Genomic DNA, 24,928 nt, shown 5'->3' with positions numbered 1-24,928 from the left:
CTGGACGTCATGGCGATATTGGTTCACCGCTTCGACGCGCCGGACAGGTTCGTCGCCGGCACCGTCGGGCAGCCAGGGGAGCGAACCTTCTTCCTGCAGGCCCGGGAGGGCAACCGGATCACCAGCGTGGTGTGCGAGAAGCAGCAGGTCTCCGTGCTGGCCGAGCACCTGGACAAGATCCTCAACGAGGTGGTCCGGCGCAGCGGCGGCGAGGTCGACGTACCGCCGCCGGCCCCGGCGCCCCGGGACACCCAACCGCTGGACGCGCCGATCACCGAGGAGTTTCGGGTCGGCACCATGACGATCGCCTGGGACCCGAACATCGACCGGATCGTCATCGAGATGTTCTCCAACGTCGAGACGGCCGAGGACAGCGAGGAGGAAACTCCCGCCGAGCCGGAGCAGGAGCTGTCGCCCGAGGAGGAGGCCGACGAGGTGTTCGTGGTCCGGATCACGGCCGCGTACGCCCGCGAGTTCGTGGCCCGGTCCCAGGCGCTGGTCAACGCCGGCCGCCCCGCCTGCCCGTTCTGTCTGCAGCCGATCGACCCCGAGGGCCACGTGTGCCCGCGGGCCAACGGCTACCGGCGCCCGCTGTTCAACTGACGCCGGTGCACCCTGCCCTGGAAGCTCGCCTGGACACTGGCGAGCTGGAGATCACCGGGCGACTGCTGCAGGCCTCCAACGTCACACTGCTGGCCACGCTGACCGACCCCGACACGAAGCTCGGGATCGACTGCGTCTACAAGCCGATCAAGGGCGAGCGCCCGCTCTGGGACTTCCCGGACGGCACGCTGGCGCTCCGCGAGGTCGCCGCCTACGAGGTGTCCCGGGCCGGCGGCTTCGACCTGGTGCCGGTGACCGTCCTGGTCGACGGGCCGCTCGGGCCGGGCTCCCTGCAGGCCTGGGTGGACGTCGAGGACGACGCCGAGGAACTGATCGACCTGGTCCCGGCCGAGACCATGCCGCGGGAGGGCTGGTTCACCTGCGTCGAGGGGTACGGGGTCGACGAGACCCCGGTCGCGGTGATCCACGCCGACCATGATCAACTCCGGCTGATGGCCGTCCTGGACGCCTTGATCAACAACGCCGACCGGAAGGGCGGCCACATCCTGAACAGCGGGGCCGGCGTCTTCGGTGTCGATCACGGGATCAGCTTCCACAGCGAGCCGAAGCTGCGCACGCTGCTCTGGGGCTGGGCCGGTACTGAGCTCAGCGAGGCCGAACTGGCCTGCGTCGAGCGGGCCGCATCGGAGGCGCCGCCGGTGCTGCGCAAGCTGCTGGCCGAGGACGAGGTGGAGGCGTTCCTGCGCCGGGCCGGCCGGCTGCTCACGACCCGGCACTTCCCGCGGCCGCGCGCCGATGATCACCGCACCGTGCCCTGGCCGCCCTTCTGACTCAGTCCCGGCCGGGCCAGTACGACCGTGACGGCGCTGATGATCACCAGCAGACCGAGGGCCGCGGAGAGGCTGCTGACCTCGGCCAGCGCACCGATGACCGGTGGTCCGGTGAAGGAACCGAGATAGCCGATCATGGTCACCGCCGCGATCGCGACACCGGGAGCGGCGCGGGAGACGCCTCGCGCGGCACCGATCACCGTCGGGGCCAGTGGGGCGAGCCCCAGCCCGAACACGGCCCAGCCGATCAAGGTGGCGGAGGTCGTCGGTGCCAGGATCGCGAGCAGGCTCCCGGCCGCCGCGACGACACCGCATCCCTGGATGACGCGGACCCGCCCGAAGCGGGTCACCAGCCGGTCACCGAACAGGCGGCCGACGGCCAGGGTGATGGCGAACAGCGTGAAGGCGGTCGCGGCGAGCCACTCGGGCGCGCCGCGTTCGCCGGCCAGGTGGACCGCGGTCCAGTTGTACGCCGCGCCGTCGAGCAGGAACGCGCAGAACGCGATCAAGCCCAGCAGGAGCAGCCGGCGGCTGGGGCGGGCGAACACCGGCTGGGATCGCTGCCCGGGATCGGCGACGAGCCAGTGGCAGGCGACGAGTGAGGCCAGGCCGGCGATGAGCGCGGCGATGGCGAAGTGGGTCGCCACCGGCAACTCGGCCGCGGTCGCGGCCGCCCCGGCCAGACCACCCGCCACCAGACCGAGCGGATGCCCGGCATGGAGCCCCGACAGGATCGACCGGCCGCACCGGTGCTCGAGCTCGACACCCTGAGCGTTCACCGCCACATCGACCACGCTGTTGGCGGCCGCCATCAGCGCCAGGCAGCCGGCCAGCGCGACGATCCCCGGCGCGAACGCGACCGCGACCAGCGCGACCGGAAAGATCACGAACCCGATCCGCAGCGCCAGCCGGCTGCCCGCCCTGGCCACCAGGGCTCCGCCGCTCGGGAGTCCGACGATCGCCCCGGCCTCGAGGCCGAGAATCGCCAGGCCGAGCTGCCCGTCGGACAGGTCGAGCTCGTCCTTGATCGCCGGAATTCGGGTCGCCCAGGCGGCGTAGCACCAGCCCGCCAGGAAGAACATCAGGCCGGTCGCGGCCCGAGCGGAAGGCTCAGCGATCACGGTCATGGCGGCTCACGTACCCGCATCCATCATGATCATTCATGATGATCAGGCATCGGAGTCCTAAACTCTCTGCATGCTGGATGTCGCGAAGCTGGTCACCCTCCGGGCGGTCCTGGCGCACGGTTCCTTCTCCTCCGCTGCCGCCGCGCTGAACCTCACCCAGCCCGCGGTGTCACGACAGGTCTCCCTGCTGGAACGGCAGGTCGGCACCCAGCTGGTGCGCCGAACGCAACGCGGGGTGTACGCCACCGAAGCCGGCCGGTTACTCACCGACCACGCCGAAGTGATCATCGGCCGGCTCGCCCTGGCCGAAGCACAGCTGGCCGACCTGACCGGACTGCGAGCCGGGCAAGTCCGGCTCGGGTCGTTCTTCACGGCCTTGATCTATCTGTCCGCGGAGGCGGCCGTCGCGCTCGAGGCCAGACACCCGGACCTGTTCCGGCTCCAGCGGGACGTGATCAAGGACGAGCTGGTGGACCGCGCGGCCGCATTCCGCCGGCTCGCCGCGAACGAGCTGGACCTCGCGATCGTGTTCGAGCACTCCTTCCGGCCCGACCCGCCGCCGCCCGACGGCATCGAACTGATCCCGCTCTTCGACGACCCGCCGTGCGCGCTGCTGCCCAGCGCGCATCCGCTGGCCGAGGCCGGCGCGGTCAAGCCCAAGGACCTCAGAGCCGACACCTGGATCCGCGCCCACCACGGCTCGGCCGCCGCCCTGGTCGACCACGTGCTGACCCGGGCCGGAATCCGACCGGAGATCGTGCACGCGGGTCACGGCGACGAACCGGTCGAGGCGCAGGCCTTCGTCGCCGCCGGCCGCGGGGTCAGCGTCGCGCATCGGCTCAACGTGATCCTCGACCCCGCCAAGATCAGCAGCGTGCCGCTCCAGGGCGGACCGGTCCGACACATCCAGGCTGCGATCATGCGCGGGCAACGAGCGCCCGCTGTGCTGGCCCTCAGCGAAGCCCTGCAGGAGGTCGCCCGGCTGCGCGACGAGACCCACACGCGTGGCCGGCGGCCCCGCTGATTAGGGTTGGCGCATGCAGGCATGGCGCGCTCCGGGGATCTCCCGCCTGCCGGGATCGGACGGAACGGTCTCGGTGTACGACACCTCCAGCGGGGCCGTCGTCCCCGTCGGTCCGACCTCCGGAACGGCCCGGATGTACGTGTGCGGCATCACGCCGTACGACGCGACGCACCTCGGGCACGCGAACACCTATGTGGCGTTCGACCTGCTGAACCGGTCCTGGCGAGACGCCGGCCTCGAGGTCGCGTACGTACAGAACGTCACCGACGTCGACGACCCGCTGCTGGAACGGGCCGAGCAGACCGGCGTCGACTGGGCCGACCTGGCCGAGGAACAGACCGAGCTGTTCCGGACCGACCTGGCCGCGCTCAACGTGCTGCCGCCGGACCACCTGGTCGGCGCCGTCGAGTCGATCGACGAGGTCGTCGCCTTGATCGAGAAGCTGCGCGAGATCGACGGCGCGATCTATCCGGTCGCCGATCCCGAGTATCCGGACCTGTATTTCGCCCGGGCCGCCGACGGCCGCTTCGGCAGCCTGTCCAAGCTCGGCGCCGAGGCGGTCGCGATCTTCGCCGAGAACGGCGGCGATCCGGACCGGGCCGGCAAGAAGGACCCGCTGGACTGCCTGGTCTGGCGGCTGGCCCGCGACGGCGAGCCGAGCTGGGAGTCCGTGCTCGGTGCCGGCCGGCCGGGCTGGCACATCGAGTGCACCGCGATCGCGCTGCGCTACCTCGGTCCGGAGTTCGACGTGCAGGGCGGCGGCCGCGACCTGATCTTCCCGCACCACGAGATGTGCGCGGCCGAGGGCCGGGTGGCGACCGGGCGCGAGTTCGCGAAGGCGTACGTGCACAGCGGGATGGTCGCCCTGAACGGCGAGAAGATGTCCAAGTCCAAGGGCAACCTCGAACTGGTCTCCCGGCTCCGCGGTCAGGGCGCCGACCCGATGGCGATCCGGCTGGCCCTGCTCTCCCAGCACTACCGGGCCGACTGGTCCTGGACCCCCGACCTGCTCACCGAGGCCACCGAGCGACTGGACCAGTGGCGCGAGGCCGTCCGTCGGGATGCCGGAGTCGGCGCCGCCGAGACCCTGGCCAAGGTCCGCGAGGCCCTCCGCAACGACCTCGACGCCCCGGCCGCCGTGGCCGCCATCGACGCCTGGGCCGGCGCCTCCCTCACCATCGACGGCGACGACGCCGAAGGCCCCGCCCTGATCGCCAGCGCCACCGACGCCCTCCTCGGCATCCGCCTCTCCTAAAGACCCGCCGACCGGTCACAAAAGCAGCCGTTTCTGCGGCGTGTCGCTGCAGAGGTGACCGGTCGATCGGGGGCAGTTCGATCGGGGTGAGCAGTTCGATCGCCGAGGGCGAGTGGGCGACCGCGACCTCCATCGATCCGCGACCGTTCCTTCGAACCGCGACCGTTGCAACGGTCGCTGATGGGTGTAACGGTCGCGGACTTCGCGGCGGGGGTGGTGCGACGTGACCGGGCGGTGGACTGGGTCGCGGCCGTACCTCCGATCTGCGACCGTTGCTCCGATCCGCGACTGCTGCAACGGTCGCGGGTGCGGGCAACGGTCGCGGATGCGGACGGGCAGTGGCCCGGGGTCGCCACTTCGTCCAGCCAGGAACATGCCCCGGGGCTCGGTCAGCTCGGCGCCCGGCCCGACGGGTGCCGCCCGTCCGTTGCCTCGGGCCCCTCCGGAGCGGCCTTCCGGGGCGACGACGACCGCGACCTCCACCTCCGCGCACCGGCGTCTTCTTCCGCCGACCAGTCACTCCTGCAGCGACACGCCGCAGAAACAGCTGCTTTTGTGACCGGTCGGCGGAATGGGGGAAGGGAATAGGGGGTGGGAGGATGTGGTGACGAGTTCGTTCAGCTCGCGCGTGTTCCGGGGTCGGTGCAAGTCCGAACCGGCGGTGACAGTCCGCGACCCGGCCTGAGGGCCGGTTGATGTGGTGAAACTCCACGACCGACGGTGAAAGTCCGGATGGGAGGAACCGCGGGGGTCGTGGCACGCGCCGACCTGGCGCGACCATGCACCCCGTCCACCCCGGTCTGCATGCGCCCGGAGAGTGGAGAGGTCAGTGGGATTCTCGGAACTGCTGCTTGGCTTCCTGAATGCCAAGCTCGACATCGGCCCCGGCATCCTGTGGCGGGAGATCATCGGCAACGGGTTCGGGCTGGCCAGCGCGATCCTCGGCATGCAGCGCCGGGTCGCCGCGTGGCCGATCGGGATCATCGGCAACATCCTGCTGTTCACGGTCTTCCTCGGCGGCGTCTTCCACACGCCGCAGGACCTCGATCTCTGGGGCCAGGCCGGCCGGCAGATCTTCTTCTTCGCGGTGAGCGTCTACGGCTGGATCCGCTGGTACGGCTACCGCAAGGCCCACGCCGACGAGGACGACAAGGCGGGCGTGCAGCCGCGCTGGGCCGGCTGGCGGGGCCGGCTGCAACTGGCGGTCGCCGCGGTGATCTTGTGGGTCGTCTTCTACTTCGCCCTGTCCGCCCTCGGCTCCTGGGGTCCGGCGGCGGACGCCTGGATCCTCACCGGCTCGATCCTCGCCACCTACGGAATGGCCCGCGGCTGGGTCGAGTTCTGGCTGATCTGGATCGCGGTGGACGCGGTCGGGGTGCCGCTGCTGCTGTCGGCCGGCTTCTACCCGTCGGCGATCATGTACCTGATCTACGGCGGCTTCTGCCTGGCCGGTTTCGTGGCCTGGTGGCGGCTCGAACGCAACCCGCGGCCGGCGGCCCAACCGCAGGCCGTGACCCAACCCCGGTAGACCACTTCGCGGACTCCGCCCGGGCGACGCCGGGCGGGCCAGCGGCGGGAACGTACGGCGGACAAGAGGATCCTCCGCCCGGCTCGACCGGACCATGATCATCAACTCGTCCCGCAGGTCTAGTGTCAGTGCCTCCGGCCCGCTCCGATCCCAGTCCGGCGGGGATACCGTTCGGCGCATCGACTGATGATCAACATCAGCCCGATCGGTCGAGGAGCAGACATGTCCGGATCGGTCCCGCGTCGCCTGTCGCGACGCACCATGCTCGGCACGGCGGTGACGGGAACGCTGGCGCTCGGCGGCTGCGCGATGGGCGGCACCGGCTCGGCCGGCCCGACCACGCCGCGGCCGACCAGCGCCGACAACCCGTTCGGCGTCGCCGTCGACAAGCCGGTCGAATTCTTCAACTTCGAGGGCGGCTACGGCCACGACTGGTTCGACGTGCCGACCCGCCTCTACAACGCCCGGTTCCCGGACTCGAAGGTGACGTACAAGAGCAGCCAGGACCTGCCGAAGGAGTTGCAGCCGCGGTTCGTCGACGGTACGCCGCCGGACCTGATCGGCAACGTCGGCCTGGACACGGCCGGCCTGGTCAAGCAGGGCCGGCTGGTCGACCTCGGGCCGGTCCTCGAGGCTCCCGCGTACGACACCGAGGGCAAGACCGTGGCGGAGACCCTGTTGCCGGGCGTTGCCGAGGTCGGCGTCTACGACGGCAAGCGCTACTCGGTGCCGTCGGGCTACGGGCTGAACGCGGTCTGGTGCTCCGGCAAGCTGCTGGCCGAGCACGGCTGGACCTATCCGGAGACGTTCGACGCGATGCTCGCGCTGTGCGCGGAGATCAAGCAGGCCGGGCTCGCGCCGTGGACGTACCAGGGCAAGTATCCGGGCTACATGTGGGGGCCGATCATGGGCACGGCCGAGAAGGCCGGCGGCCGGCAGATCGGGCTCGCCGTGGACAACCTCGAACCCGGCGCCTGGCAGCAGGAGGCGCTGGTCGAGTCGGCCGCCCGGTACGGCGAGCTGCACGCCCGCGGCTACATCCTGGACGGCACGGCCGGGCTGACCCACACCCAGGCGCAGACGTACTGGGCGCAGGGCAAGGCCGTCTTCATCCCCTGCGGAGCCTGGCTGGAGAACGAACTGGGCGACATCGCGCCGAAGGACCTGGAGATGACCGCCAAGCCGGCTCCCGGCCTCGGTGCCGGCGACGCGCTGCCGTTCGCCGCCTGCAACGGGGGACCGGGCGGTGACCTGCTGGTCGCCGCCGACGCCCCGAACCCCGGGGCCGGGATGGAGCTGCTGCGGGCGATGCTGTCGGTCGAGGCCAGCCGCCGCCGGATCGAGGTAACCCGCTCGCTCGGCATCGTCAAGGGCGCCGCCGACGGGGCCGACATCTCGTTCGCCATGACGTCGATGAGTTCCATGATCGAAGCCGCCGGCGCCGACGTCGGCAGCTACTGGATGTTCGGCACCTGGTACCAGGCGCTGCAGAAGGAGGTCGACAACGCCACCGGCGCGCTGCTCACCGGTGCCGTCGACGCGAACGGCTGGGCGGCCCGGATTCAGAAGAAGGCGGACGCGATCGCGGCGGACTCGTCGGTGACCAAGTACCGCCGTGAAGCCCGCTGACCGAGTTGCCGTATGCATCACCACAAGTGGCGCTTCATCCTGTCCGCCTTGATCATCCCGGTCGCGCTGTACGTGATCTTCGTCGTCTCGCCGTACGGCCAGGCGGTCTGGATCGCGATGACCGACTGGGGCGGCTATTCGGCGTCCTGGAACTTCGTCGGTCTGGACAACTTCGCCCGAGTGCTTCGTGATCCGGACTTCCTCCGGGCGCTCGGCCACAACGTGATCATGCTCGTGGTCTGCCCGGTGTTGATCATCCTGCTCGGGCTGTTCCTGGCCACCATGATCACGTTCGGCGGCTCGGGTCGGTCCGGCAACCGGGCGGTGACCGGGGTCCGCGGCGCCGGGTTCTACCGGATCGTCTACTTCTTCCCCAGCGTGCTGTCGATCGCGGTGATCGCGGTGATGTGGCAGGCCGTCTTCGAACCCCGCAATGGCCTGCTCAACGGCTTCCTCTCCGCGGTCGGGCTGGGCTGGCTGCGGCAGATCTGGCTGGGCGATCCGCGTACGTCGCTGGCCAGCGTGATCGCCGTGATGGTCTGGGTCTCGGCCGGCTTCTACGTGGTCCTGTTCACGGCGGCGATGGCGTCCATCCCGACCGAGATCATCGAGGCCGCGCTGATCGACGGCGCGAACCGCTGGGCCACGTTCTGGCGGATCGTGCTGCCGCTGGTCTGGTCGCCGGTGCAGACGGCGATCATCTTCTTGATCATCGGCGCGCTGGACGGGTTCGCGGTCGTGCAGATCCTGACCAACGGGGGACCGGACAATTCGAGCACGGTGATGGCGCTCTACATGTACGACACCGCGTTCAAGTCCAGCAACTTCGGGTACGCCTCCGCGATCGGGGTCACCCTGCTGGTGATCACGCTGGTGCTGACCACGGTCACGCTGCGGCTCACCCGGCGGGAGGTCTGATGACGCGGCTCGGCCGGACCCTGCTCGGCGCTCCGGCGCAGGTGATCTTGCTCTGCTGGGCGGTGATCGTCTGCGTGCCGATGCTGTGGTCGTTCGTCAGCTCGTTCAAGTCGGACCCGGAGATCTTCGAGAGCCCGTGGACGCTGCCGGCGGTCTGGCGCTGGGACAACTTCGTCCGGGCCTGGAACCAGTCCAACATCGGCGCGTACTTCCTCAACACGATCATCGTCGTCACCCTCGGCCTGATCCTGACCCTGGCGTTGTCGTCGGTGGTGGCGTACGTGCTCGCCCAGTTCCGCTTCGTCGGCCGTACCTTCCTCTACTACCTGTTCGTCGGCGGGATGGCGTTCCCGGGCTTCCTGGCCCTGGTCCCGTTGTTCTTCGTGGTCAAGAATCTGGGCCTGCTGAACACGTTCACCGGTTTGATCATCGTCTACGCGACCCAGTCGCTGTCCTTCTCGGTGTTCTTCCTGACGGCCTTCTTCCGGTCGCTGCCGATGGAGTTGGCCGAGGCCGCCCTGCTGGACGGCTGCGGACACTGGCGGGTGTTCTGGACCGTGATGCTGCCGCTGGCCCGGCCCGGTCTGATCAGCATCGGCATCTTCGACTTCCTCGGCATGTGGAACCAGTACGTGCTGCCGATCGTGCTGGTCACCGACCCGTCGAAGTACGTGATCGGCCAGGGCCTGGCCAAGCTCGCCGTGAACCAGGGTTACGCCAGCGACTTCTCCGGCCTGTTCGCCGGCCTCACCATCGCGACGGTGCCGGTGCTCCTGGTCTATCTGATCTTCCAGCGCAAGATCACCGCGGGTATGACGGTGGGCGCGCTGCGCTGACCGGCCGGGGACGTCAGTTCTTCGGTGTCTCCCAGTAGTGGCACTCGGGGTCGTAGACGGCCGGTGTCGGGGTGGCCCACGGGTTGACCAGTCCGCCCTGGGCGAGGTTGTCCCGCCTCGGCACATTGCGCAGGTCGGTCTTGACCACGATCACCTGCGGGGCGTTGGCGACGCAGCCCATGAAGAATGGTCCCTCGGAGATGTGGATCTTCTCGATCTCCTAGATGAGCTCGAACCGCTTCATGGCGTCCGTCTCGATCTTGCCCTGGTCGTACAGCTCCCAGAGCCGGGCCACCGGGCCGCCGGGTTCCGGTTCCAGCCGCGGCGGGTGTCGCTGCCACGGATCCAGCTCCTGCTCCTTGTCGTTCTCCCCGGTACCCCGGAGTTGGTACCACCGACCTTCCAGGGGTGCCCACCGCTCGGGCTCGACCGGGACCAGCCACATCGGCTGGATGAACGAGATTCCGACGTTGGCGATGCCCCAGTTGGTGTGGCCCATCAGGGTGCCGGTCTTCCAGCGGTCGCCGTAGCTCTGCGGCGGGATGGGGTGCGCGTCATCGACAGCCCGACCGCTTTCAGGTCGGCGACCAGCTGATTGTCCTTGCTCACGTGTTCCTCGGACATGTCCGCCGCGTATTCGACGCAGAGTTGCAGCTTCTTTCCGTTCGGCAGTTCCCGCACTCCGTCGCCGTTGGTGTCCTTGACGCCGATTTCGTCCAGCAGTAGCTTCGCCTTCTCCGGGTCGTACGCGACATAGGCATCGCGCCATTGCCGATAAAGCTGCTGACCCGTGTCGTTGATATTGAATTCGGTCAATTTCGGGCTATGGGTTCCCGTGGTCAGTTCGCCGGTGTTGAAATAGACCGCCTTGCGGACCGCGTCCCGGTTGAACGCGTGCGATACGGCCTGCCGGAACTTCGGCTCCGGCCTCCGTCGCGCCGCTCCGCAGGGTTTCGACGTCGGTGAGCGCGATCTGGTTGAAGGGTCCGTGACAGTAGTCGACGGATCCCTGTTGCACCTGGAGCAAGCCGGCCTGCGGATCGCTGATCAAGGTGAACCGGATCTCGTCCAGGTATGGAAGTTGATCACCGTTCGGCATGACGCACCAGTAGTACGGGTTGCGCTCGAGCACCACCCCCGAATTGTTGTCGAACGTCTTGCAGTGCCAGCCCAGCATCGTCGGGCATTCGGGGTTGCGATGCCAGTCGGCCTTCGTCTCCATCAGGCCGCCGACCGTGTCCCAGTCGGCCGGGACGTCGGTACCGGTTTCGGGATGGAATTGCTTCAGATAGTGGCTCGGCATCATCCAGACGGCACCGTTCTGGCCGATGCCCCCGTTGACGTAGGCGGAGGATGTCCTCGGTGGTCCAGGGCTGCCCGTCGGACCACTTCAGGCCCTTGCGGAAGTGGAACGTCCATTCCGAGGCGTCGTCGTTGGACTCCCACGACTCGGCCAGGCCAGGGCCCGACATCCTTCCCGTCGTTGAGGAAGCGCAGTATCGAGTGGCCGTAGCAGAACTCACGGTCCGAACTGGCCGAGGCCATGCCGCGAGGCGAGAGTGTGAGCAGCTCCAGCGCGCCGCCGTACTTGCCGGGCTGCACCCACCGGTGCGGGATGACGTACGGACGCTCGGGCAGCCGCTCCTCAACCGGGGCAGGCCGGCGTCGTCCAGGCTGGGCGCCTGTTGGTACGACCCGGGCGGGGGCAGCGGTTCGGTCACCGAGCCGTTGGCCCGGCTGTCGCCACCGGCCGTGTCCTGGCCGGAGGGGCCGTTGTTGCCGCCGGTGCACGACGTCAACGCGAGGGCGCCCGCCGCGGCCGCCGTGGCATGGAGGAAGGTGCGTCGACTGAGCCGGTAGGTGACCATCGTTGGTCCTTCCACGGGCGAACGGGTGAGGTCGTCACACAGATCGTCACCACGGCGTAGTCGGGATACCGGGGGCTTCGGCAGGGTTGCCGGACCATTACGCTGGCCCGGTGACCGCGCCCGAAGCCCGTACGCCGAAGACGTTCGAGTCGCTGTTCGCCGAACTCAGCGCGAAGGCGGCCAGTGGGGACCCGAACTCCGGCACGGTGGCCCGGCTCGAGGCCGGCGTCCACGAGATCGGGAAGAAGATCATCGAGGAGGCGGCCGAGGTCTGGATGGCAGCCGAGCACGAGTCGCGGGAGGCCGCCGCGGAGGAGATCAGCCAGCTGCTCTACCACTTGCAGGTGCTGATGCTCGCCCTGGACCTGGACCTCGACGACGTGTACGCGAAGCTGTGAGAGCCGCCCGACTACGATGAGCGCCGTGACCGACACCCAGTCCCGGAACGGGACCCTCCGGATCGCCGTACCGAACAAGGGCGGACTGTCCGGGCCGGCCGCCGAGATGTTGCGCGAGGCGGGGTACGCGCAGCGCCAGGAGAACAGCAAGGACCTGGTGCTGTACGACGAGGCCAACGGCGTCGAGTTCTTCTACCTGCGGCCGCGGGACGTGGCCGTCTACGTCGGCGAGGGCGTGCTGGACCTCGGCATCACGGGCCGCGACATCGTGGTCGAGTCGGGCGCCGCCGCGACCGAGGTGATGCAGTTGGGCTTCGGCGCCAGCCGGTTCCGGTTCGCCGCTCCGGCCGGCAGAGGTCTCGACGTGGCCGGGCTGGACGGGCTGCGGCTGGCGACCTCGTACCCGAATCTGGTGGCCGGCTACCTGGCCGAGCACAACGTGACGGCCCGGCTGATCGAACTGGACGGGGCGGTGGAGTCGTCGATCCGGCTCGGCATCGCCGACGCGATCGCCGACGTCGTGGAGACCGGGACGACGCTGCGGCAGGCCGGCCTGGAGCTCTTCGGCGAGCCGATCCTCACCTCGGAGGCGATCCTGATCACCAGCGCCGACCGGCCGTCGCCGCTCGGTCTTGATCAACTGCAGCGCCGGTTGAACGGCGTCCTGGTCGCGCGCAACTACGTGATGATGGATTACGACGTGTCCAGCGAGGGCCTGGACAAGGCCATGGAGATCACGCCCGGCCTGGAGTCGCCGACCGTGTCATCGCTGGCCCGGGAGAACTGGTACGCGGTCCGGTCGATGGTGCCGCGCCGGGACGCCCAGCGGGTGATGGACGAACTGTGGGAGGTCGGCGCCCGGGCCATTCTGGTCACCGACATCGCCGCCTGCCGGCTGTAACCCGATGCCCTCGACCGAACCCGGCCCGGACCGGCTCGTGCTCCGCCCGTTCTGGCTGCGCATCGTCGGCCGGGCCCTGGCCGTGGGATTCCTGATCTTCGCCGTGGTGGGCTGGTTCGCCTTCCCGGCAACGATCCGGGCCCTGGTGACGCCGTTCCAACTGGGCACGCTGATCGCGATCCTGGCGGCCATGATCGGGGTGATCATCATCGCGACGGCGAGTTCGGTGATCGCCGATCCGGACGGGCTCACGGTCCGCAACGGGGTCCGCCGGTACCGGGTCCGCTGGGACCGGGTGCACAAGATCATTCTGCGGGACGGCGATCCGTGGGCGTTCGCCCTGCTGCGTCCCGCCGACGGGACCCCGTTTGAGGCCGACCTCGACGCCGAAAGGCTTTCCCTGATGGGGATCCAGGGCCACGACGGTGATCGGGCCCGGCAGGCGGTCGACGCCCTGCGTCGCTACCGCGCCGCCGTCGCCTGAGTCAGGCTCATTCGATCCCGCGCTTCTTCAGCAGCGCCTCGATCTCGGCCAGGTCGTCGTCGACCGGATCCTGCTTCGCCGGCGCGGCCTGCTTCTGCTGCTTGGGTGCCGGCTTCGCGCCACCGACCGCCTTCGGCTGCCCGCCGGTCACCGGCTTGGCGCCGTCGTCGGTCTTGGTCTTCCCGCTCGTGCGGCCGGCGACGATGCCGCCGACCACCCAGAGCACGATGCACAGGCCGAGCATCGAGATGCCGAGCCAGACCAACGGAGTGAACACGATCCGGGCGGCCCAGCCGACCACGGCGACGATCGCGTTCCAGACCAGGGTGAGCAGGCCGGCGAAGTAGAGGGCGATCGGGGCCAGCACGACACCGATGCCCTGCACCACCCGGCCCTTGTTGCCCCGGCGCCAGGCCAGCGCAGTGATGATCACGCCGAGCAGGGCGATTCCGGCGCAGAGCGGGAGGAGTACGGCATCCGAGGCAGGCATGCCTCAACCCTGCCACAGCGATCCAGCCCCCGGCATGGGTGACCGCCCGTACCGAGCCCCCATCCGGTGGTGGCGGGTCGGGCGGTGGTTGTCGCTCAGGTGATGGATCCCGCACGGTCAGCGCCAGGCTAGGGTGAGCCGGATGCAGCACGAACGGACCCTGGCCGAGTCCCCGTTCCCGGGCGACGACGGTAGCGCGACGCCGGCCACCCGGGCCGTGCTGGCCGCGTGGGCCGAGTCGAGCGGGTCGGACCCGATCGCGTACCTGCGGGCGGTCGCGGCCCTGTGCGGCGACCGGCTGCTGGTTCCGGTGGTCGCGACGGCCACCTCGATCGGCACCGGGGCCCGCGGCCTCGCCTCCGACAAGGAGGCGGAGATGTCGGTGGTGCTGCTGCAAGCACCGGACGGACGACGGGCCATGCTCTCCTTCACCGGTACGGACTCGCTGGCCGCCTGGGATCCGGCGGCCCGGCCGGTTCCGGTGACCCTGGACCAGGCGGCCGAGGCCGCGGTCGCCGACCACGCCGACGCGCTGCTGATCGACCACGCCGGACCGGCGTCGCTGGTGATCGAGGACGAGGTGCTGCGTCAACTGGCCGCCGGGCATCGGTTGATCGAGGTCGAGCCGGGGGAGTTCGGCTGGACCACGGTGGTGGCAGGCTGAGCCCGCGATCTGACAGCGTTGGGCACCGGGTGTTACAGTGGGCGCCGACCGGTTCAGCATGCCCGTTGAACCCGCAAGCGGAGACCTGATCTCCCACCCGACGCGACTGTCACAGGTTGCCGGGTCGGTCCGCGACTGCGGCCTAGGCCGCATCGCCTGATCAGGGTCTTCGTTGGTGACGAAGGCCCTTTCTTCGTTTCCGGGCGGGATTCGCCGCGGAGGCCGTACCGATCACTGAGGAATCCACTGAGGAGGATCAACAATCAGCACTGAACCGCGAATCAACGATCGCATTCGCGTCCCGGAGGTCCGGTTGGTCGGGCCGGCCGGGGAGCAGGCCGGCATCGTCAAGATCGAGGATGCCCTGCGGCTGGCCCGGGATGCCGAGCTCGACCTCGTCGAGGTCGCGCCGATGGCGCGTCCGCCCGTGGTCAAGATGATGGATTACGGCAAGTTCAAGTACGAGAACGCGCAGAAGGCGCGGGAGAACCGCCGTAACCAGACCAACACCGTGATCAAGGAGATGAAACTCCGGCCCAAGATCGACAACCATGACTACGAGACCAAGAAGGGTCACGTAGTCCGGTTCCTCAAGGCCGGGGACAAGGTCAAGATCACGATCATGTTCCGCGGCCGGGAGCAGTCCCGACCGGAACTCGGCTTCAACCTGCTGAAGCGGCTGGCCGACGACGTCGACGAGTTCGGCTTCGTCGAGTCCTCGCCGAAGCAGGACGGGCGCAACATGTTGATGGTGCTCGGCCCGCACAAGAAGAAGACCGAGGCCAAGGCGGACGTTCAGGCCGAGCGCGACCGCAGGGCGGCAGCCCGCGAGGCCGACGCAGAGGCCGAGCGGACCGAACTGGCCGACCGGCGAGCCAAGGCGGCAGCGGAGCCGGCGACCAAGAAGAAGCGTGGTCCGGCCGACAACCTCGACCCGGACATCGACCTCGGCTGACCCAGCCGGCGGGGCGTTGCCCCGTGCAGCAGACCAAGGAAACAAGGAGCGGCACGATCATGCCGAAAATGAAGACCCACACCGGTGCCAAGCGACGGTTCAAGGAAACCGGTTCGGGCAAGCTGGTCCGCCGCCAGGCCGGCAAGGCGCACCTCAACGAGCACAAGCCGACCAAGCAGAAGCGGCGCCTGAGCGGGACCGTGGTCCTGGCGAAGAGCGACGCGTCCACCATCAAGAAGCTGCTCGGCAAGTAGGCCGCGCCCCACCGAGTCAAGGAGTAGTGCAATGGCACGCGTGAAGCGTTCCGTCAACGCCCAGAAGAAGCGTCGCGAGGTTCTGGAGCAGGCCTCCGGTTACCGGGGCCAGCGGTCGCGGCTGTACCGCAAGGCCAAGGAGCAGGTCACCCACTCGCTGGTCTACGCCTACCGTGACCGCCGGGCCCGGAAGGGCGACTTCCGTAAGCTGTGGATCCAGCGGATCAACGCTGCGGCCCGCGCCGAGGGCATGACCTACAACCGGTTCATCGCCGGCCTGAAGGCCGCCGACATCGAGGTCGATCGCAAGATCCTGGCCGAGCTGGCCGTGTCCGACCCGAAGGCGTTCACCGCCCTGGTCGAGCTGGCCAAGGCCACCCGGGTCACCGAGTCCGCTGCCTGATACCACGATCGAGCCGATCGGACTGCCTGCCGCATCGCGGGGGCGGATCCGGTCGGCTCGTCGCTTGCTCCGGCGCAAGGACCGCTATGCCACCGGCACGTTCCTCGCCGAAGGACCGCAGGCGGTACGGGAAGCGCTGGCCGAACCGGGCCGGGTGTCCGACCTGTTCCTCACTCCTGCCGCCCTGGATCGTCATCCGGAGCTGGCCGCCGCACACCCGGCCCCGGCGCTGATCACCGACGATGATCTTCGTACGCTGACCGAGGCGGTCACCCCGCAGGGCGTGGTCGCGGTCTGCCGGATGGAGCTCCGGCCGGTGCCGGAGTTGATCACCCGTGCGGCGCGGCTGCTGGTCTGTTGTGCCCGGATCAGCGATCCCGGCAACGCGGGTACGGTGATCCGCTGCGCCGACGCGTTCGGCGCCGACGGGGTGGTGTTGTCGGCCGAGTCCGTCGACCCGTACAACCCGAAGACCGTGCGCGCGACCGTCGGCAGCCTGTTCCACCTCCCGATCGGTGTCGGCGCCGAGGTGCCCGAGGTGGTCGCCGCGGCCCGCGCCGCCGGCCTGCAGGTGCTCGCCGCGGACGGTGCGGGGGAGAGCCTGGCCGCCCTGGCCGCTGGTGGCGACCTGGCCCGGCCGACCCTTTGGCTGTTCGGCAACGAGGCCCACGGCCTGCCGGCCGATCTGGTCCGGCTGGCCGACCGCGTCGTCGCCGTCCCGATCTTCGGCTCCGCCGAGAGCCTCAACCTCTCCACCGCCGCCGCCGTCTGCCTCTACGCCTCCGCCACCGCCCAGAACCCCACCACCTAAACCCGCCGACCGGTCACAAAAGCAGGCGTTTTGGCGGCGTGTCGCTGCACAACTGACCGGTCGGTGAGGAGCGGGCCGGCGGGAATTGCGGTGCGGCGCGTTCGTGGCCGCGGGCGAGGATGGTGGGCGTGCCTCAACCTTCCTTCGGTGTCCTGCACGACTTCTCCCAGCCGCTGCCGGCGACGGTGCCCTGGCCGGCCTACTACGCCGAGATCCTGGACCTGATCACCGACGCCGAACGCTTCGGGTACGACACGGTCTGGCTCTCCGAACACCACGGGCGCGCCGACGGATTCGCGCCGTCCCCACTGGTCGCGGCGGCCGCGATCGCGGCCCGGACCAGCCGGATCCGGATCGGCACCAACATCCTGCTGCTGCCGCTGCATCATCCGCTGCGGGTGGCCGAGGACGGCGCCGTCGTGCACGCGGTGTCGGACGGGCGGCTGATCCTCGGCGTCGGCCGCGGCTACGCCGAGGACGAGTTCGCCCTGTTCCAGGCGCCGCTCGACCAGCGGACGTCGCGGCTCGAGGACGGGATCGGGATCATCCGGCGGACCTGGCGGGACGGCCGGACCGGCTTCGAGGGTCGCCGCTACACGCTGCCCGACGGGCCGTTCACGCCGCAGCCTGCGCCCGGCGCCCCGATCTACGTCGGCGCGGTCGCGCCGGCGGCCGTGCAGCGGGCGGCCCGGCTGGCCGACGGGCTGCTGGTCTACGTCACCGCCGAACGTGATCTTCCGCCGCGCTATCAGGCCTACACGGCGGCGCTGGCCGCGGCCGGCCGGTCCGCGGCGACGTTCCCGTTCGTCTGGACGGGCGTCGCGCATGTCGCCGCGTCGGCCGACCAGGCCTGGTCCGAGGCCGGCCCGTGCCTGGCCTATCTCGAAGATCAACTACGGATCGCCCGCGGCGAGGACCGACCGATCACCGCCGATGATCTTGACCCGGCCGACTTCCTGGTCGGGCCGCCGGACCAGGTAGCGGACCGGCTGATCACCCTGCGCGAGACGGTGCCGTTCGATCACTTCGCGTTCTGGGGCAGGCTGCCCGGCCTGACCGTCGAGCAGGCCCGGCGGGGGATCGAGACCTTCGCCCGGCAGGTGATCCCGGCCGTCCGCGCTGCTGCCTGATCACTGGGCGGCGCCGCGGAGCAGCCAGCGGTCGACCGGCACGTTGATCAACACCCGGTTCCGTACGGCTCGATCTCGACCCCGGCCTGCCAGCCGTCGTACTTCTGCGCCAGGGCAGCCAGCACGTCCTCGCGCAGTGCGTCCCGGTGTACGACGGCCCGACCCTCCGCCACGTACGGCTCGTCGCCGCCCTCCAGGGCAAGGCTCACCCGCGGGTCGTTGATCATGTTGCGCACCTTGGTGTTGCGCTCGCCGCTGCTGATCCAGAACCCGTCGCCGACGAAGACGTACCAGACCGGGGTGACGTGCGGAGACCCGTCGTGACGCAGCGTGCACAGCCAGGCGTTCCGTTCCCCGTGCAGCCGATCAAGATCAAGATCAAGGTCAGGCATGGGCGGAGCGTAGCGAGGGCACCCGGAGCAGGCCGGAGGACACCCCGTCCAGGGCCAGCTCCAGGTCCTGCTGATGGAACCGCACCCCGTACAGCCGCCGGCTCTCCTCGATGATCGCCGCCGCATCCGGATCGGTCGCCACCGCGGCCGCGGCCGAGTTGTAGACCTCGATCCGCAGCGTGTTGGATCCCGCCCGGAAGCGGCCGGTCAAGTCCAGCCGGTACGGGGCGTCCCAGACCACGCCACAGGCGGCGCCGTTCACCGAGACCACCGCGACCTCCCGGACCGGAGCCTCGACCCGCGCCCGATAGGAGTTGCCGCGGATCTCCGCGCGGCTCGGATCATGATCATCGATCGCGTCGGCCGGCCCGAAATCCAAGATCAACTCGGTCGCCGGGTCCAGCCAGTCCGGCCGGGCATCCAGGTCGAGCTCGTACCAGGCACCGCCGGAGTAGCCCGGCCGTTCGTCCTCCCACCGGTGCGGCAGGACGACCTCGCGGACGCCGCCGGCGTCCAGATAGCCGAACCGCCACGGACCGGCCAGCGGCGACTCCGCGGCCGAACCGGACCGGGCCACCCGCTCACCGGCATCGCCCTCGCGGTCCGCCCCATCGGTGGCGACGACCACAGCCGCCTGGTACGGATGCAGGGTCAGCGTCGCCGCCCGGGACCCGGCCAGCACCTCGGCCTGCCCGGTCGCCGGATCCCAACGCTCGAAGCGATCCCGCTCGGTCCGCGGCGCCAGATCGAAGGTCCGGACCGTACTCCCGGTGTTCGCCACGAAGTAGAGGTCGCCGTCACCGAGCCGCCGGTGCACGACCCCGATGTCGTCGCCCGCCCCGGACAGCTCCGCGTCCGGCGGCAGGGCGCGGCGGAGCGCCTCCTCGAACGTTTCGACCGTGGCGGCCACCCCTTCGGGATAGGCGGTGGAGTCGACGGCCAGCACGGTGCCGCCCGCTTCCCGTACCGCATCGAGCCAGGCCCGCGCCGTCGGCGGCAGCGTCGTCACCCGGGGCAGCACGACGACCGGCACCGAGGCCGGATCGACCGATTCCAGCGCCGGGTCGTCGATCAGGTCGTAGTCGTAGCCCGCGCACCGGATCGTCCGCGGCAGCTCGGGGCCGATGTGCCGCCGGGTCGCCTTCCACAGGTCGAGCCCGCGGCCGAGGGTCGGATAGACATCGCTCGCCGGCAGGTAGAGCTTCACGTCGGCCACCGGCTCGCCCTGGCGGAGCAGCCAACCGAGCCTGGTCAGGTACGCGTTCAGGGCCGGCATCGCCGGCCACCACGGATTGCGGTCGTCCAGCGCCCCAGCCGCGTAGAAGTACCAGCCGAGCCCGGGCGCGTCGGGCGGCGAGTAGGGCCAGCCGTGCCCGACGAACTGATTGATGCCGAGCAGGAAGTGCTCGTGCGCCTCGCCCTTCAGGTCCAACGGTGTGGCCCGGAACGAGGGGGAGTGCACCCAGGTCCAGATCTCCGAGGAGATCACCGGCCGGCCGTACAGGTGCCCGGCCGAGGAGGCCCAGCGGGTCTGGGTCAATTCGGTCCAGCCCCAGCCCTCGCCCTCGATCAGGTCCGCGTGCCGGTTGCTGCTCACGGTGACCGGCGGCACCCCGTACCCCTGCAGCCGGAACGGCACCCCGTGCCCGGCGGCCCAGTCCCGGCAGACGGCGATGAAGTTGTCCTCGGCGAGTTCGGTCAGGGTCCGATAGAAATCGGCACGGAACTCGGCCGAGCCCGCCTCCTCGACGGTGAGCCGGTGCAGGTGCGGCAGCGGATCGTAGCCGCGGCGGCGGGCGAACTCGGCCGGCAGGTCCGGCGTCCAGTCCGCCGCGTACACCTCGAGACTGTCGCAGAACACCGAACCGAGCAGCTCGGCCGGCACCGCCGCCAACAGCCGATCTCCCAACTCCGCAAGGTGTTTCCGGGTGGCCGCCGCCGAATAGTGATCAAGGACCGGACCCTCGGCACCGGCCGCCGCCCGCTTCACGTTCTGGCCGGTCGGCCGGGACCAGGCGAGCAGCACCGTCCGGGGCCCGCGGCCCTGCTCGATGGTGATCATGGAATCCGAGATCGACAAGGGGACCCAGCCGGACCGCGCCTCCCCCGGCGAACCCTCGGCGAGGAAGGCGGCCACGAGTTCGTCACCCGGCCACGGCGCGACCACCGGCACCCGGACGGCCGCCGCGGTCAGCTCCCGGCGCTCCCAGTGCAGCCGCCGGGCGACGTGGTCGGGACCGATGTGCGGGCCGCCGTACGACCAGCCGCTGCCGATCGTCAGGTCGAACCGCAGCCCGAGCGACCGGGCGAACTCGGCGGCGTGCCGGAGTCGGGCGCCGAACTCGTCGGACAGGAACGGGTGCCGCACCTGCCGCAGCGGATAGACGAAGGCCACCTCCGCGCCGCCGAAGCCGGCGTCGGCCATCGCGGTGAGTTCTCGTTCGACCTCGGCGTCCTCGACGTCAGGGCCGAACCACCACCACCGCATCATCGGTCTGGCCGCCGGATCCGGCTCCGCGAAGCCGCGCCGAAGTTCTGCCACTCTCCCTGGGAACTCGGTCCGGCTGGTGGCGTCGTGGCTCGGCATGTCGCTCGCTTCCTCGAGGGCGTCGCAGCCCAGGGGTCGGATGAAACGATTTTACGAAGGTGGCGTCGCCGGGGCTCCGGCGGGGCGGGGTGTCCGAGTGGCAGGCGTACGCGAGCGGTTCCTAGACTGTCCGAGCATTCACGACCCCAATCCGCAGAACCCGAGGGAGCCTTCATGCCCGGGCCGACACAGACCGACGCCACGAACGCGCTCGACGCCGACCAGCTCGACGCCCTGGTGACGGCGGCGATCGAGGCGTTCGCCGCAGCCGACAGCGTGGCCGCGTTGAAGGAGGCGCGGCTGGCGCACGCCGGCGACCGGTCGCCGCTGGCCCTGGCCAACCGGCAGATCGGCGGACTGCCGCCGGAGCAGCGCAAGGAGGCCGGGTCCCGGGTCGGGCAGGCCCGCAACCGGGTCCGGCAGGCCCTCGAGGCCAGGGACGCCGAGATCAGCGCTGCCGAATTGGATCGCCGGCTGGCCGAGGAGCGGGTCGACGTCACCCTGCCGACCGAGCTGGGCCCGCTCGGCGCCGTCCATCCGGTGACGGCGCTGATGGAGAAGATGAGCGACGTCTTCCTGGCGATGGGTTGGGAGATCGCCGAGGGACCCGAGCTCGAGGCCGAGTGGCTCAACTTCGACGCGCTCAACTTCATCCCCGACCACCCGGCCCGGACGATGCAGGACACCCTGTTCATCGAGCCGCCGGAACACAACCTGCTGCTGCGGACGCACACGTCGCCGGTGCAGGTGCGCAGCCTGCTGGACCGGGACCTGCCGGTCTACGTCGTCTGCCCGGGCAAGGTCTACCGAGCCGACGAGTACGACGCGACCCACCTGCCCGTGTTCCACCAGATCGAGGGTCTCGCGGTCGACCGCGGCATCTCCTTCGGGCATCTGAAGGGGACCTTGGAGCACTTCGCCCGGGCCATGTTCGGCGACGACACGAGGTTCCGCTGGCGGCCGTCGTACTTCCCGTTCACCGAGCCGTCGGCCGAGGTCGACCTGCTCTGCTTCGTCTGCAAGGGCTCCTCGGTCGGCGATCCGGAGCACCCGTGCCGGACCTGCCGCAGCGAGGGCTGGATCGAATGGGGCGGCTGCGGCGTGGTCAACCCGCGGGTGCTCGAGGCCGGCGGCGTCGACTCCTCGGAGTACTCGGGCTTCGCGTTCGGCATGGGCATCGACCGGACGCTGATGTTCCGCAACGGCGCGGAGGACATGCGGGACATGATCGAGGGCGACGTGCGGTTCAGCCGTTCGCTGGTGGGAGGAGCACGATGAGGGCACCGCTGTCCTGGCTGCGGGAGTACGCGCCGCTGCCGGAGGGCACGTCCGGCCGGGACGTCTCGGAGGCGTTGATCAAGATCGGCTTCGAGGTCGAGTCGGTCGACACCGCCGGCGGCGAGATCGACGGCCCGCTGGTGATCGGCCGGGTGCTCGAGTTCACCGAGGCCGAGCAGAAGAACGGCAAGATCATCCGCTGGTGCCGGGTCGACGTCGGCGAACACAACAACGGTTCCTGGGCCAAGGACTCCGGCGGTGACGACACCACGTCGCGCGGGATCATCTGCGGCGCCCGGAACTTCGCGGTCGACGATCTCGTCGTCGTCGCACTGCCCGGCACCACGCTGCCGGGCGGGTTCACGATCGCGTCCCGGAAGACGTACGGGCACATCTCCGACGGCATGATCTGCTCCGCCCAGGAACTCGAGCTCGGCGATGACCATGACGGGATCATGGTGCTCGCGGGCGATGATCTTGTGGTCGGAGCCGACGCGCGACCGGTGCTCGGGCTCGGCGAAGAGGTGCTGGACATCGCCGTCACACCCGACCGGGGCTACGCCTGGTCGGTCCGCGGGCTGGCCCGGGAGACGGCCCACGCGTTCGACGTGCCGTTCACCGATCCGGTGGATCGCGCGGTGCCGGCCACCGTCGGCGACGGCTACCCGGTCCGGCTGGAGAGCGACGGCTGCCCGCTGTTCGTCGCGGTCACGGTGACCGGCGTCGATCCCGAGGCACCGAGCCCGCGCTGGCTGACGTCGCGGCTGCAGCAGGCGGGGATGCGGCCGATCTCGCTCGCGGTGGACGTGACCAACTACGTGATGCTGGAGACCGGCCAGCCGCTGCACGCCTACGACGGCGCCAAGCTGGCCGGGCCGATCGTCGTCCGCAAGGCCCGCGCGGGCGAGACGATCACCACGCTCGACGACGCCAAGCGCGATCTGGACGCCGACGACCTGGTGATCACCGACGACTCCGGCCCGATCGGCATCGCCGGCGTGATGGGCGGCGAGACGACCGAGGTCGGCCACGACACGGCGACCCTGGTGATCGAGGCGGCCCACTTCGAGGCCATCTCGATCGCCCGCACGTCGCGCCGGCACAAGCTGTCCTCCGAGGCATCCCGCCGGTTCGAGCGCGGCGTCGATCCCGGTGCGACCTACGCCGCGGCACATCGCGCGGCCGCCCTGCTGGTCGAGTACGGCGGCGGCCAGGTCGCCGCGGCCGAGACCGTCGCCGGCACGGTGCCCGCGGTGTCGACGCTGAGGCTGGACCCCGAGCTGCCGGGAATGATCATGGGCGCCGAGCTCGGCGCGGACACGGTGATCGACAACCTGCGCCGGGTCGGCGTGACCGTCGTCGCCGATGATCATGAACTGGCCGTCACGCCGCCGACCTGGCGGCCCGACCTGCGCGACCCGTACGACTTCGTCGAGGAGGTCGGCCGGCTGTACGGCTACGACCGGATCACCCCGGTGCTGCCGCCGGCGCCGGGCGGCCGGGGCCTGACCCGGTCGCAGCGGTCCCGCCGGTTGATCAACACCGCGCTGGCCCAGGCCGGCTACGTCGAGGTGCTGTCGTTCCCGTTCCTCGGCACCGGTGATCTTGATCTGCTGGAGATCGGGGCCGACGACGAGCGGCGCCGCACCATGGAGATCGCGAACCCGCTGTCGGAGACCCAGCCGTTGCTGCGGACCACGGTGCTGCCCGGCCTGATCGCCGCCGCCCACCGCAACACCAGCCGCGGTCTCGATGATCTCGCCCTGTACGAGCTCGGCTCCGCCTTCTTCGCACCCGAGCAGGCGGTCGCCGCGCCGCGGCCGGGGGTCGACCGGCGCCCGTCGGACGCCGACCTGGCCGCGATGGATGCCGCGATCGGTCACCAGCCGCGGCACGCTGCCGTACTGCTGACGGGGGATTGGCAGCCGCCGGGCTGGAGCGGCCCGGCGGTCCCGGCCGACTGGCGGCATGCGATCGCGTTCGCCGAGACGGCCGCCCGAGCCGTCGGTGCCACCATCGCGGTGAAGGCCGCCGAACGGGCGCCCTGGCACCCGGGCCGGTGCGCCGAGCTGAGCGTCGCCGGCCGAGTGATCGGCTACGCCGGGGAGCTGCATCCGCGGGTGGTCGAGGCCGCCGGCCTGCCGGCGCGTGCCTGCGCCGCCGAGTTCGACTGCGACGCGTTGATCGAACTGGCGCCGGAGCTCGGCACCGTGGCCCCGATCTCGTCACACCCGGTGGCCAAGGAGGACGTCGCCCTGATCGTCGACCAGGCCGTACCCGCGGCCGAGGTCGAAGCCGCCCTGGTCGCCGGCGCCGGCGACCTGCTCGAGTCGGTCCGCCTGTTCGACAGCTACACCGGCCCGCAGATCGGCGAGGGCAAGAAGTCGCTCGCGTACGCCCTCCGCTTCCGCGCCCCCGACCGCACCCTGACCGACGCCGAATCCGCCGCGGCCCGCGACGCCGCGGTGGCGAACGCCGCCACCACCCTCGGTGCCCTCCAGCGCACCCTCTGAAACCCGCCGACTGGGCACAAAAGCAGGCGTTTTCGCGGCGTGTCGCTGCTGAACTGCCCAGTCGGCGGATCAGGTGAAAGTGGGCCTGT

At 70.2% G+C, this 24,928-nt stretch carries 27 protein-coding genes, 1 pseudogene and 1 riboswitch; of the genes and pseudogenes, 19 read left to right on the top strand and 9 right to left on the bottom strand.

Annotated features, from left to right (window positions below):
* The first annotated feature begins 9 nt into the window (after positions 1–9).
* Both BKA15_RS04945 and BKA15_RS04940 read left to right on the top strand, forming a co-directional pair.
* Positions 10–603, top strand: a complete 594-nt coding sequence (locus tag BKA15_RS04945; protein ID WP_179748611.1) for an Rv2134c family protein — start codon at positions 10–12, stop codon at positions 601–603.
* A 5-nt stretch (positions 604–608) separates the two neighbouring features.
* Positions 609–1,394 carry an Rv2133c family protein gene (locus BKA15_RS04940; protein WP_312878825.1) on the top strand — a complete coding sequence of 262 codons (786 nt, stop codon included), beginning with the start codon at positions 609–611 and terminating at the stop codon, positions 1,392–1,394.
* Here the strand turns inward: BKA15_RS04940 and BKA15_RS04935 are convergent.
* On the bottom strand, positions 1,364–2,521 hold the full coding sequence (locus BKA15_RS04935; RefSeq protein WP_179748607.1) for an MFS transporter: 1,158 nt from the start codon (positions 2,519–2,521) through the stop codon (positions 1,364–1,366). The genes BKA15_RS04940 and BKA15_RS04935 overlap by 31 nt on opposite strands.
* Before the next feature lie 70 nt (positions 2,522–2,591).
* Between BKA15_RS04935 and BKA15_RS04930 the strand changes: the two genes are divergently transcribed.
* The 6 genes from BKA15_RS04930 (at position 2,592) to BKA15_RS04905 (ending at position 9,711) form a co-directional block, all read left to right on the top strand.
* The gene (locus BKA15_RS04930) at positions 2,592–3,545 is read left to right on the top strand and encodes a LysR family transcriptional regulator (RefSeq protein WP_179748605.1); all 954 of its coding nucleotides are present in this window, start codon (positions 2,592–2,594) and stop codon (positions 3,543–3,545) included.
* 13 nt (positions 3,546–3,558) lie between these two features.
* A complete protein-coding gene (mshC, locus tag BKA15_RS04925; RefSeq protein ID WP_179748603.1) occupies positions 3,559–4,800 on the top strand; it encodes a cysteine--1-D-myo-inosityl 2-amino-2-deoxy-alpha-D-glucopyranoside ligase in 1,242 nt (413 codons plus the stop codon).
* 624 nt (positions 4,801–5,424) lie between these two features.
* Positions 5,425–5,548, top strand: a riboswitch (FMN riboswitch).
* An 81-nt stretch (positions 5,549–5,629) separates the two neighbouring features.
* Positions 5,630–6,328 (top strand): nicotinamide riboside transporter PnuC, encoded by a 699-nt coding sequence (gene pnuC, locus BKA15_RS04920; RefSeq protein WP_179748601.1) that lies wholly within the window; start codon positions 5,630–5,632, stop codon positions 6,326–6,328.
* A gap of 222 nt (positions 6,329–6,550) precedes the next feature.
* A complete protein-coding gene (ngcE, locus tag BKA15_RS04915) occupies positions 6,551–7,957 on the top strand; it encodes an N-acetylglucosamine/diacetylchitobiose ABC transporter substrate-binding protein (RefSeq protein WP_179748599.1) in 1,407 nt (468 codons plus the stop codon).
* 12 nt (positions 7,958–7,969) lie between these two features.
* On the top strand, positions 7,970–8,875 hold the full coding sequence (locus BKA15_RS04910) for a carbohydrate ABC transporter permease (protein WP_179748596.1): 906 nt from the start codon (positions 7,970–7,972) through the stop codon (positions 8,873–8,875).
* Positions 8,875–9,711 carry a carbohydrate ABC transporter permease gene (locus tag BKA15_RS04905; RefSeq protein ID WP_179748594.1) on the top strand — a complete coding sequence of 279 codons (837 nt, stop codon included), beginning with the start codon at positions 8,875–8,877 and terminating at the stop codon, positions 9,709–9,711. Before BKA15_RS04910 ends, BKA15_RS04905 begins: the two co-directional genes overlap by 1 nt.
* Positions 9,712–9,724: 13 nt before the next feature.
* On the opposite strand, the gene BKA15_RS35300 is transcribed toward BKA15_RS04905, so the two are convergent.
* The 5 genes and pseudogenes from BKA15_RS35300 to BKA15_RS35285 form a co-directional block, all read right to left on the bottom strand.
* Positions 9,725–9,892, bottom strand: a complete 168-nt coding sequence (locus BKA15_RS35300; protein ID WP_246322262.1) for a hypothetical protein — start codon at positions 9,890–9,892, stop codon at positions 9,725–9,727.
* Between the two features lie 39 nt (positions 9,893–9,931).
* Entirely contained in the window at positions 9,932–10,210 is a 279-nt protein-coding gene (locus tag BKA15_RS35295) for a hypothetical protein (protein WP_246322261.1), read from the bottom strand.
* A complete protein-coding gene (locus BKA15_RS36255; RefSeq protein WP_446685536.1) occupies positions 10,210–10,752 on the bottom strand; it encodes an ABC transporter substrate-binding protein in 543 nt (180 codons plus the stop codon). Before BKA15_RS36255 ends, BKA15_RS35295 begins: the two co-directional genes overlap by 1 nt.
* Positions 10,691–10,888: pseudogene (locus tag BKA15_RS37470) on the bottom strand (ABC transporter substrate-binding protein); the annotation flags it as partial. The gene BKA15_RS36255 and the pseudogene BKA15_RS37470, both read right to left, overlap by 62 nt.
* Positions 10,797–11,579 carry an ABC transporter substrate-binding protein gene (locus tag BKA15_RS35285; RefSeq protein ID WP_246322260.1) on the bottom strand — a complete coding sequence of 261 codons (783 nt, stop codon included), beginning with the start codon at positions 11,577–11,579 and terminating at the stop codon, positions 10,797–10,799. The gene BKA15_RS35285 and the pseudogene BKA15_RS37470, both read right to left, overlap by 92 nt.
* 110 nt (positions 11,580–11,689) lie before the next feature.
* Here BKA15_RS35285 and BKA15_RS04895 point away from each other — a divergent pair, with 110 nt between their 5' ends.
* From BKA15_RS04895 to BKA15_RS04885, 3 genes are read left to right on the top strand one after another with little or no spacing between them, the layout of a single operon-like run.
* Positions 11,690–11,977, top strand: a complete 288-nt coding sequence (locus BKA15_RS04895; protein ID WP_179748592.1) for a phosphoribosyl-ATP diphosphatase — start codon at positions 11,690–11,692, stop codon at positions 11,975–11,977.
* A 25-nt stretch (positions 11,978–12,002) separates the two neighbouring features.
* Complete coding sequence (gene hisG / locus BKA15_RS04890; protein ID WP_312878824.1) at positions 12,003–12,878, top strand: ATP phosphoribosyltransferase; 876 nt, start codon at positions 12,003–12,005, stop codon at positions 12,876–12,878.
* Positions 12,879–12,882: 4 nt separating this feature from the next.
* On the top strand, positions 12,883–13,362 hold the full coding sequence (locus tag BKA15_RS04885; protein WP_179748588.1) for a PH domain-containing protein: 480 nt from the start codon (positions 12,883–12,885) through the stop codon (positions 13,360–13,362).
* A 7-nt stretch (positions 13,363–13,369) separates the two neighbouring features.
* Here the strand turns inward: BKA15_RS04885 and BKA15_RS04880 are convergent, their stop codons facing one another.
* A complete protein-coding gene (locus BKA15_RS04880; RefSeq protein WP_179748586.1) occupies positions 13,370–13,852 on the bottom strand; it encodes a hypothetical protein in 483 nt (160 codons plus the stop codon).
* A gap of 142 nt (positions 13,853–13,994) precedes the next feature.
* Here BKA15_RS04880 and BKA15_RS04875 point away from each other — a divergent pair, with 142 nt between their 5' ends.
* The 6 genes from BKA15_RS04875 (at position 13,995) to BKA15_RS04850 (ending at position 18,069) form a co-directional block, all read left to right on the top strand.
* Positions 13,995–14,516, top strand: a complete 522-nt coding sequence (locus tag BKA15_RS04875) for an SseB family protein (RefSeq protein ID WP_179748584.1) — start codon at positions 13,995–13,997, stop codon at positions 14,514–14,516.
* Positions 14,517–14,778: 262 nt separating this feature from the next.
* A complete protein-coding gene (infC, locus tag BKA15_RS04870) occupies positions 14,779–15,471 on the top strand; it encodes a translation initiation factor IF-3 (RefSeq protein ID WP_179758248.1) in 693 nt (230 codons plus the stop codon).
* Between the two features lie 59 nt (positions 15,472–15,530).
* Positions 15,531–15,725, top strand: a complete 195-nt coding sequence (gene rpmI, locus BKA15_RS04865; protein WP_179758247.1) for a 50S ribosomal protein L35 — start codon at positions 15,531–15,533, stop codon at positions 15,723–15,725.
* A gap of 31 nt (positions 15,726–15,756) precedes the next feature.
* Positions 15,757–16,128, top strand: a complete 372-nt coding sequence (gene rplT / locus BKA15_RS04860; RefSeq protein ID WP_179748582.1) for a 50S ribosomal protein L20 — start codon at positions 15,757–15,759, stop codon at positions 16,126–16,128.
* Positions 16,121–16,939 carry a TrmH family RNA methyltransferase gene (locus BKA15_RS04855; protein ID WP_179758246.1) on the top strand — a complete coding sequence of 273 codons (819 nt, stop codon included), beginning with the start codon at positions 16,121–16,123 and terminating at the stop codon, positions 16,937–16,939. The genes rplT and BKA15_RS04855 overlap by 8 nt, the downstream gene beginning before the upstream one ends.
* Positions 16,940–17,067: 128 nt before the next feature.
* A complete protein-coding gene (locus BKA15_RS04850) occupies positions 17,068–18,069 on the top strand; it encodes an LLM class flavin-dependent oxidoreductase (RefSeq protein ID WP_179748580.1) in 1,002 nt (333 codons plus the stop codon).
* A 47-nt stretch (positions 18,070–18,116) separates the two neighbouring features.
* Here the strand turns inward: BKA15_RS04850 and BKA15_RS04845 are convergent, their stop codons facing one another.
* Both BKA15_RS04845 and BKA15_RS04840 read right to left on the bottom strand, forming a co-directional pair.
* Positions 18,117–18,461 carry a pyridoxamine 5'-phosphate oxidase family protein gene (locus tag BKA15_RS04845; protein WP_218871069.1) on the bottom strand — a complete coding sequence of 115 codons (345 nt, stop codon included), beginning with the start codon at positions 18,459–18,461 and terminating at the stop codon, positions 18,117–18,119.
* Positions 18,454–21,048 carry a glycosyl hydrolase gene (locus BKA15_RS04840; protein WP_179748578.1) on the bottom strand — a complete coding sequence of 865 codons (2,595 nt, stop codon included), beginning with the start codon at positions 21,046–21,048 and terminating at the stop codon, positions 18,454–18,456. Before BKA15_RS04840 ends, BKA15_RS04845 begins: the two co-directional genes overlap by 8 nt.
* A gap of 174 nt (positions 21,049–21,222) precedes the next feature.
* Here BKA15_RS04840 and pheS point away from each other — a divergent pair, with 174 nt between their 5' ends.
* Together pheS and pheT are read left to right on the top strand one after the other, a co-directional pair.
* Positions 21,223–22,326: a phenylalanine--tRNA ligase subunit alpha gene (gene pheS / locus BKA15_RS04835; protein ID WP_179748576.1), complete on the top strand. Its 1,104-nt coding sequence runs from the start codon at positions 21,223–21,225 to the stop codon at positions 22,324–22,326.
* Complete coding sequence (gene pheT / locus BKA15_RS04830; RefSeq protein WP_179748574.1) at positions 22,323–24,839, top strand: phenylalanine--tRNA ligase subunit beta; 2,517 nt, start codon at positions 22,323–22,325, stop codon at positions 24,837–24,839. Before pheS ends, pheT begins: the two co-directional genes overlap by 4 nt.
* Positions 24,840–24,928: the final 89 nt, after the last annotated feature.

Origin of the sequence: Microlunatus parietis (assembly GCF_013407955.1) — a bacterium.
GTDB classification, from domain to species: Bacteria; Actinomycetota; Actinomycetes; order Propionibacteriales; family Propionibacteriaceae; genus Microlunatus; species Microlunatus parietis.
The sequence above is the reverse complement of the archived record's forward strand: the minus strand, read 5'-3'. Positions and strand labels throughout refer to the sequence as shown.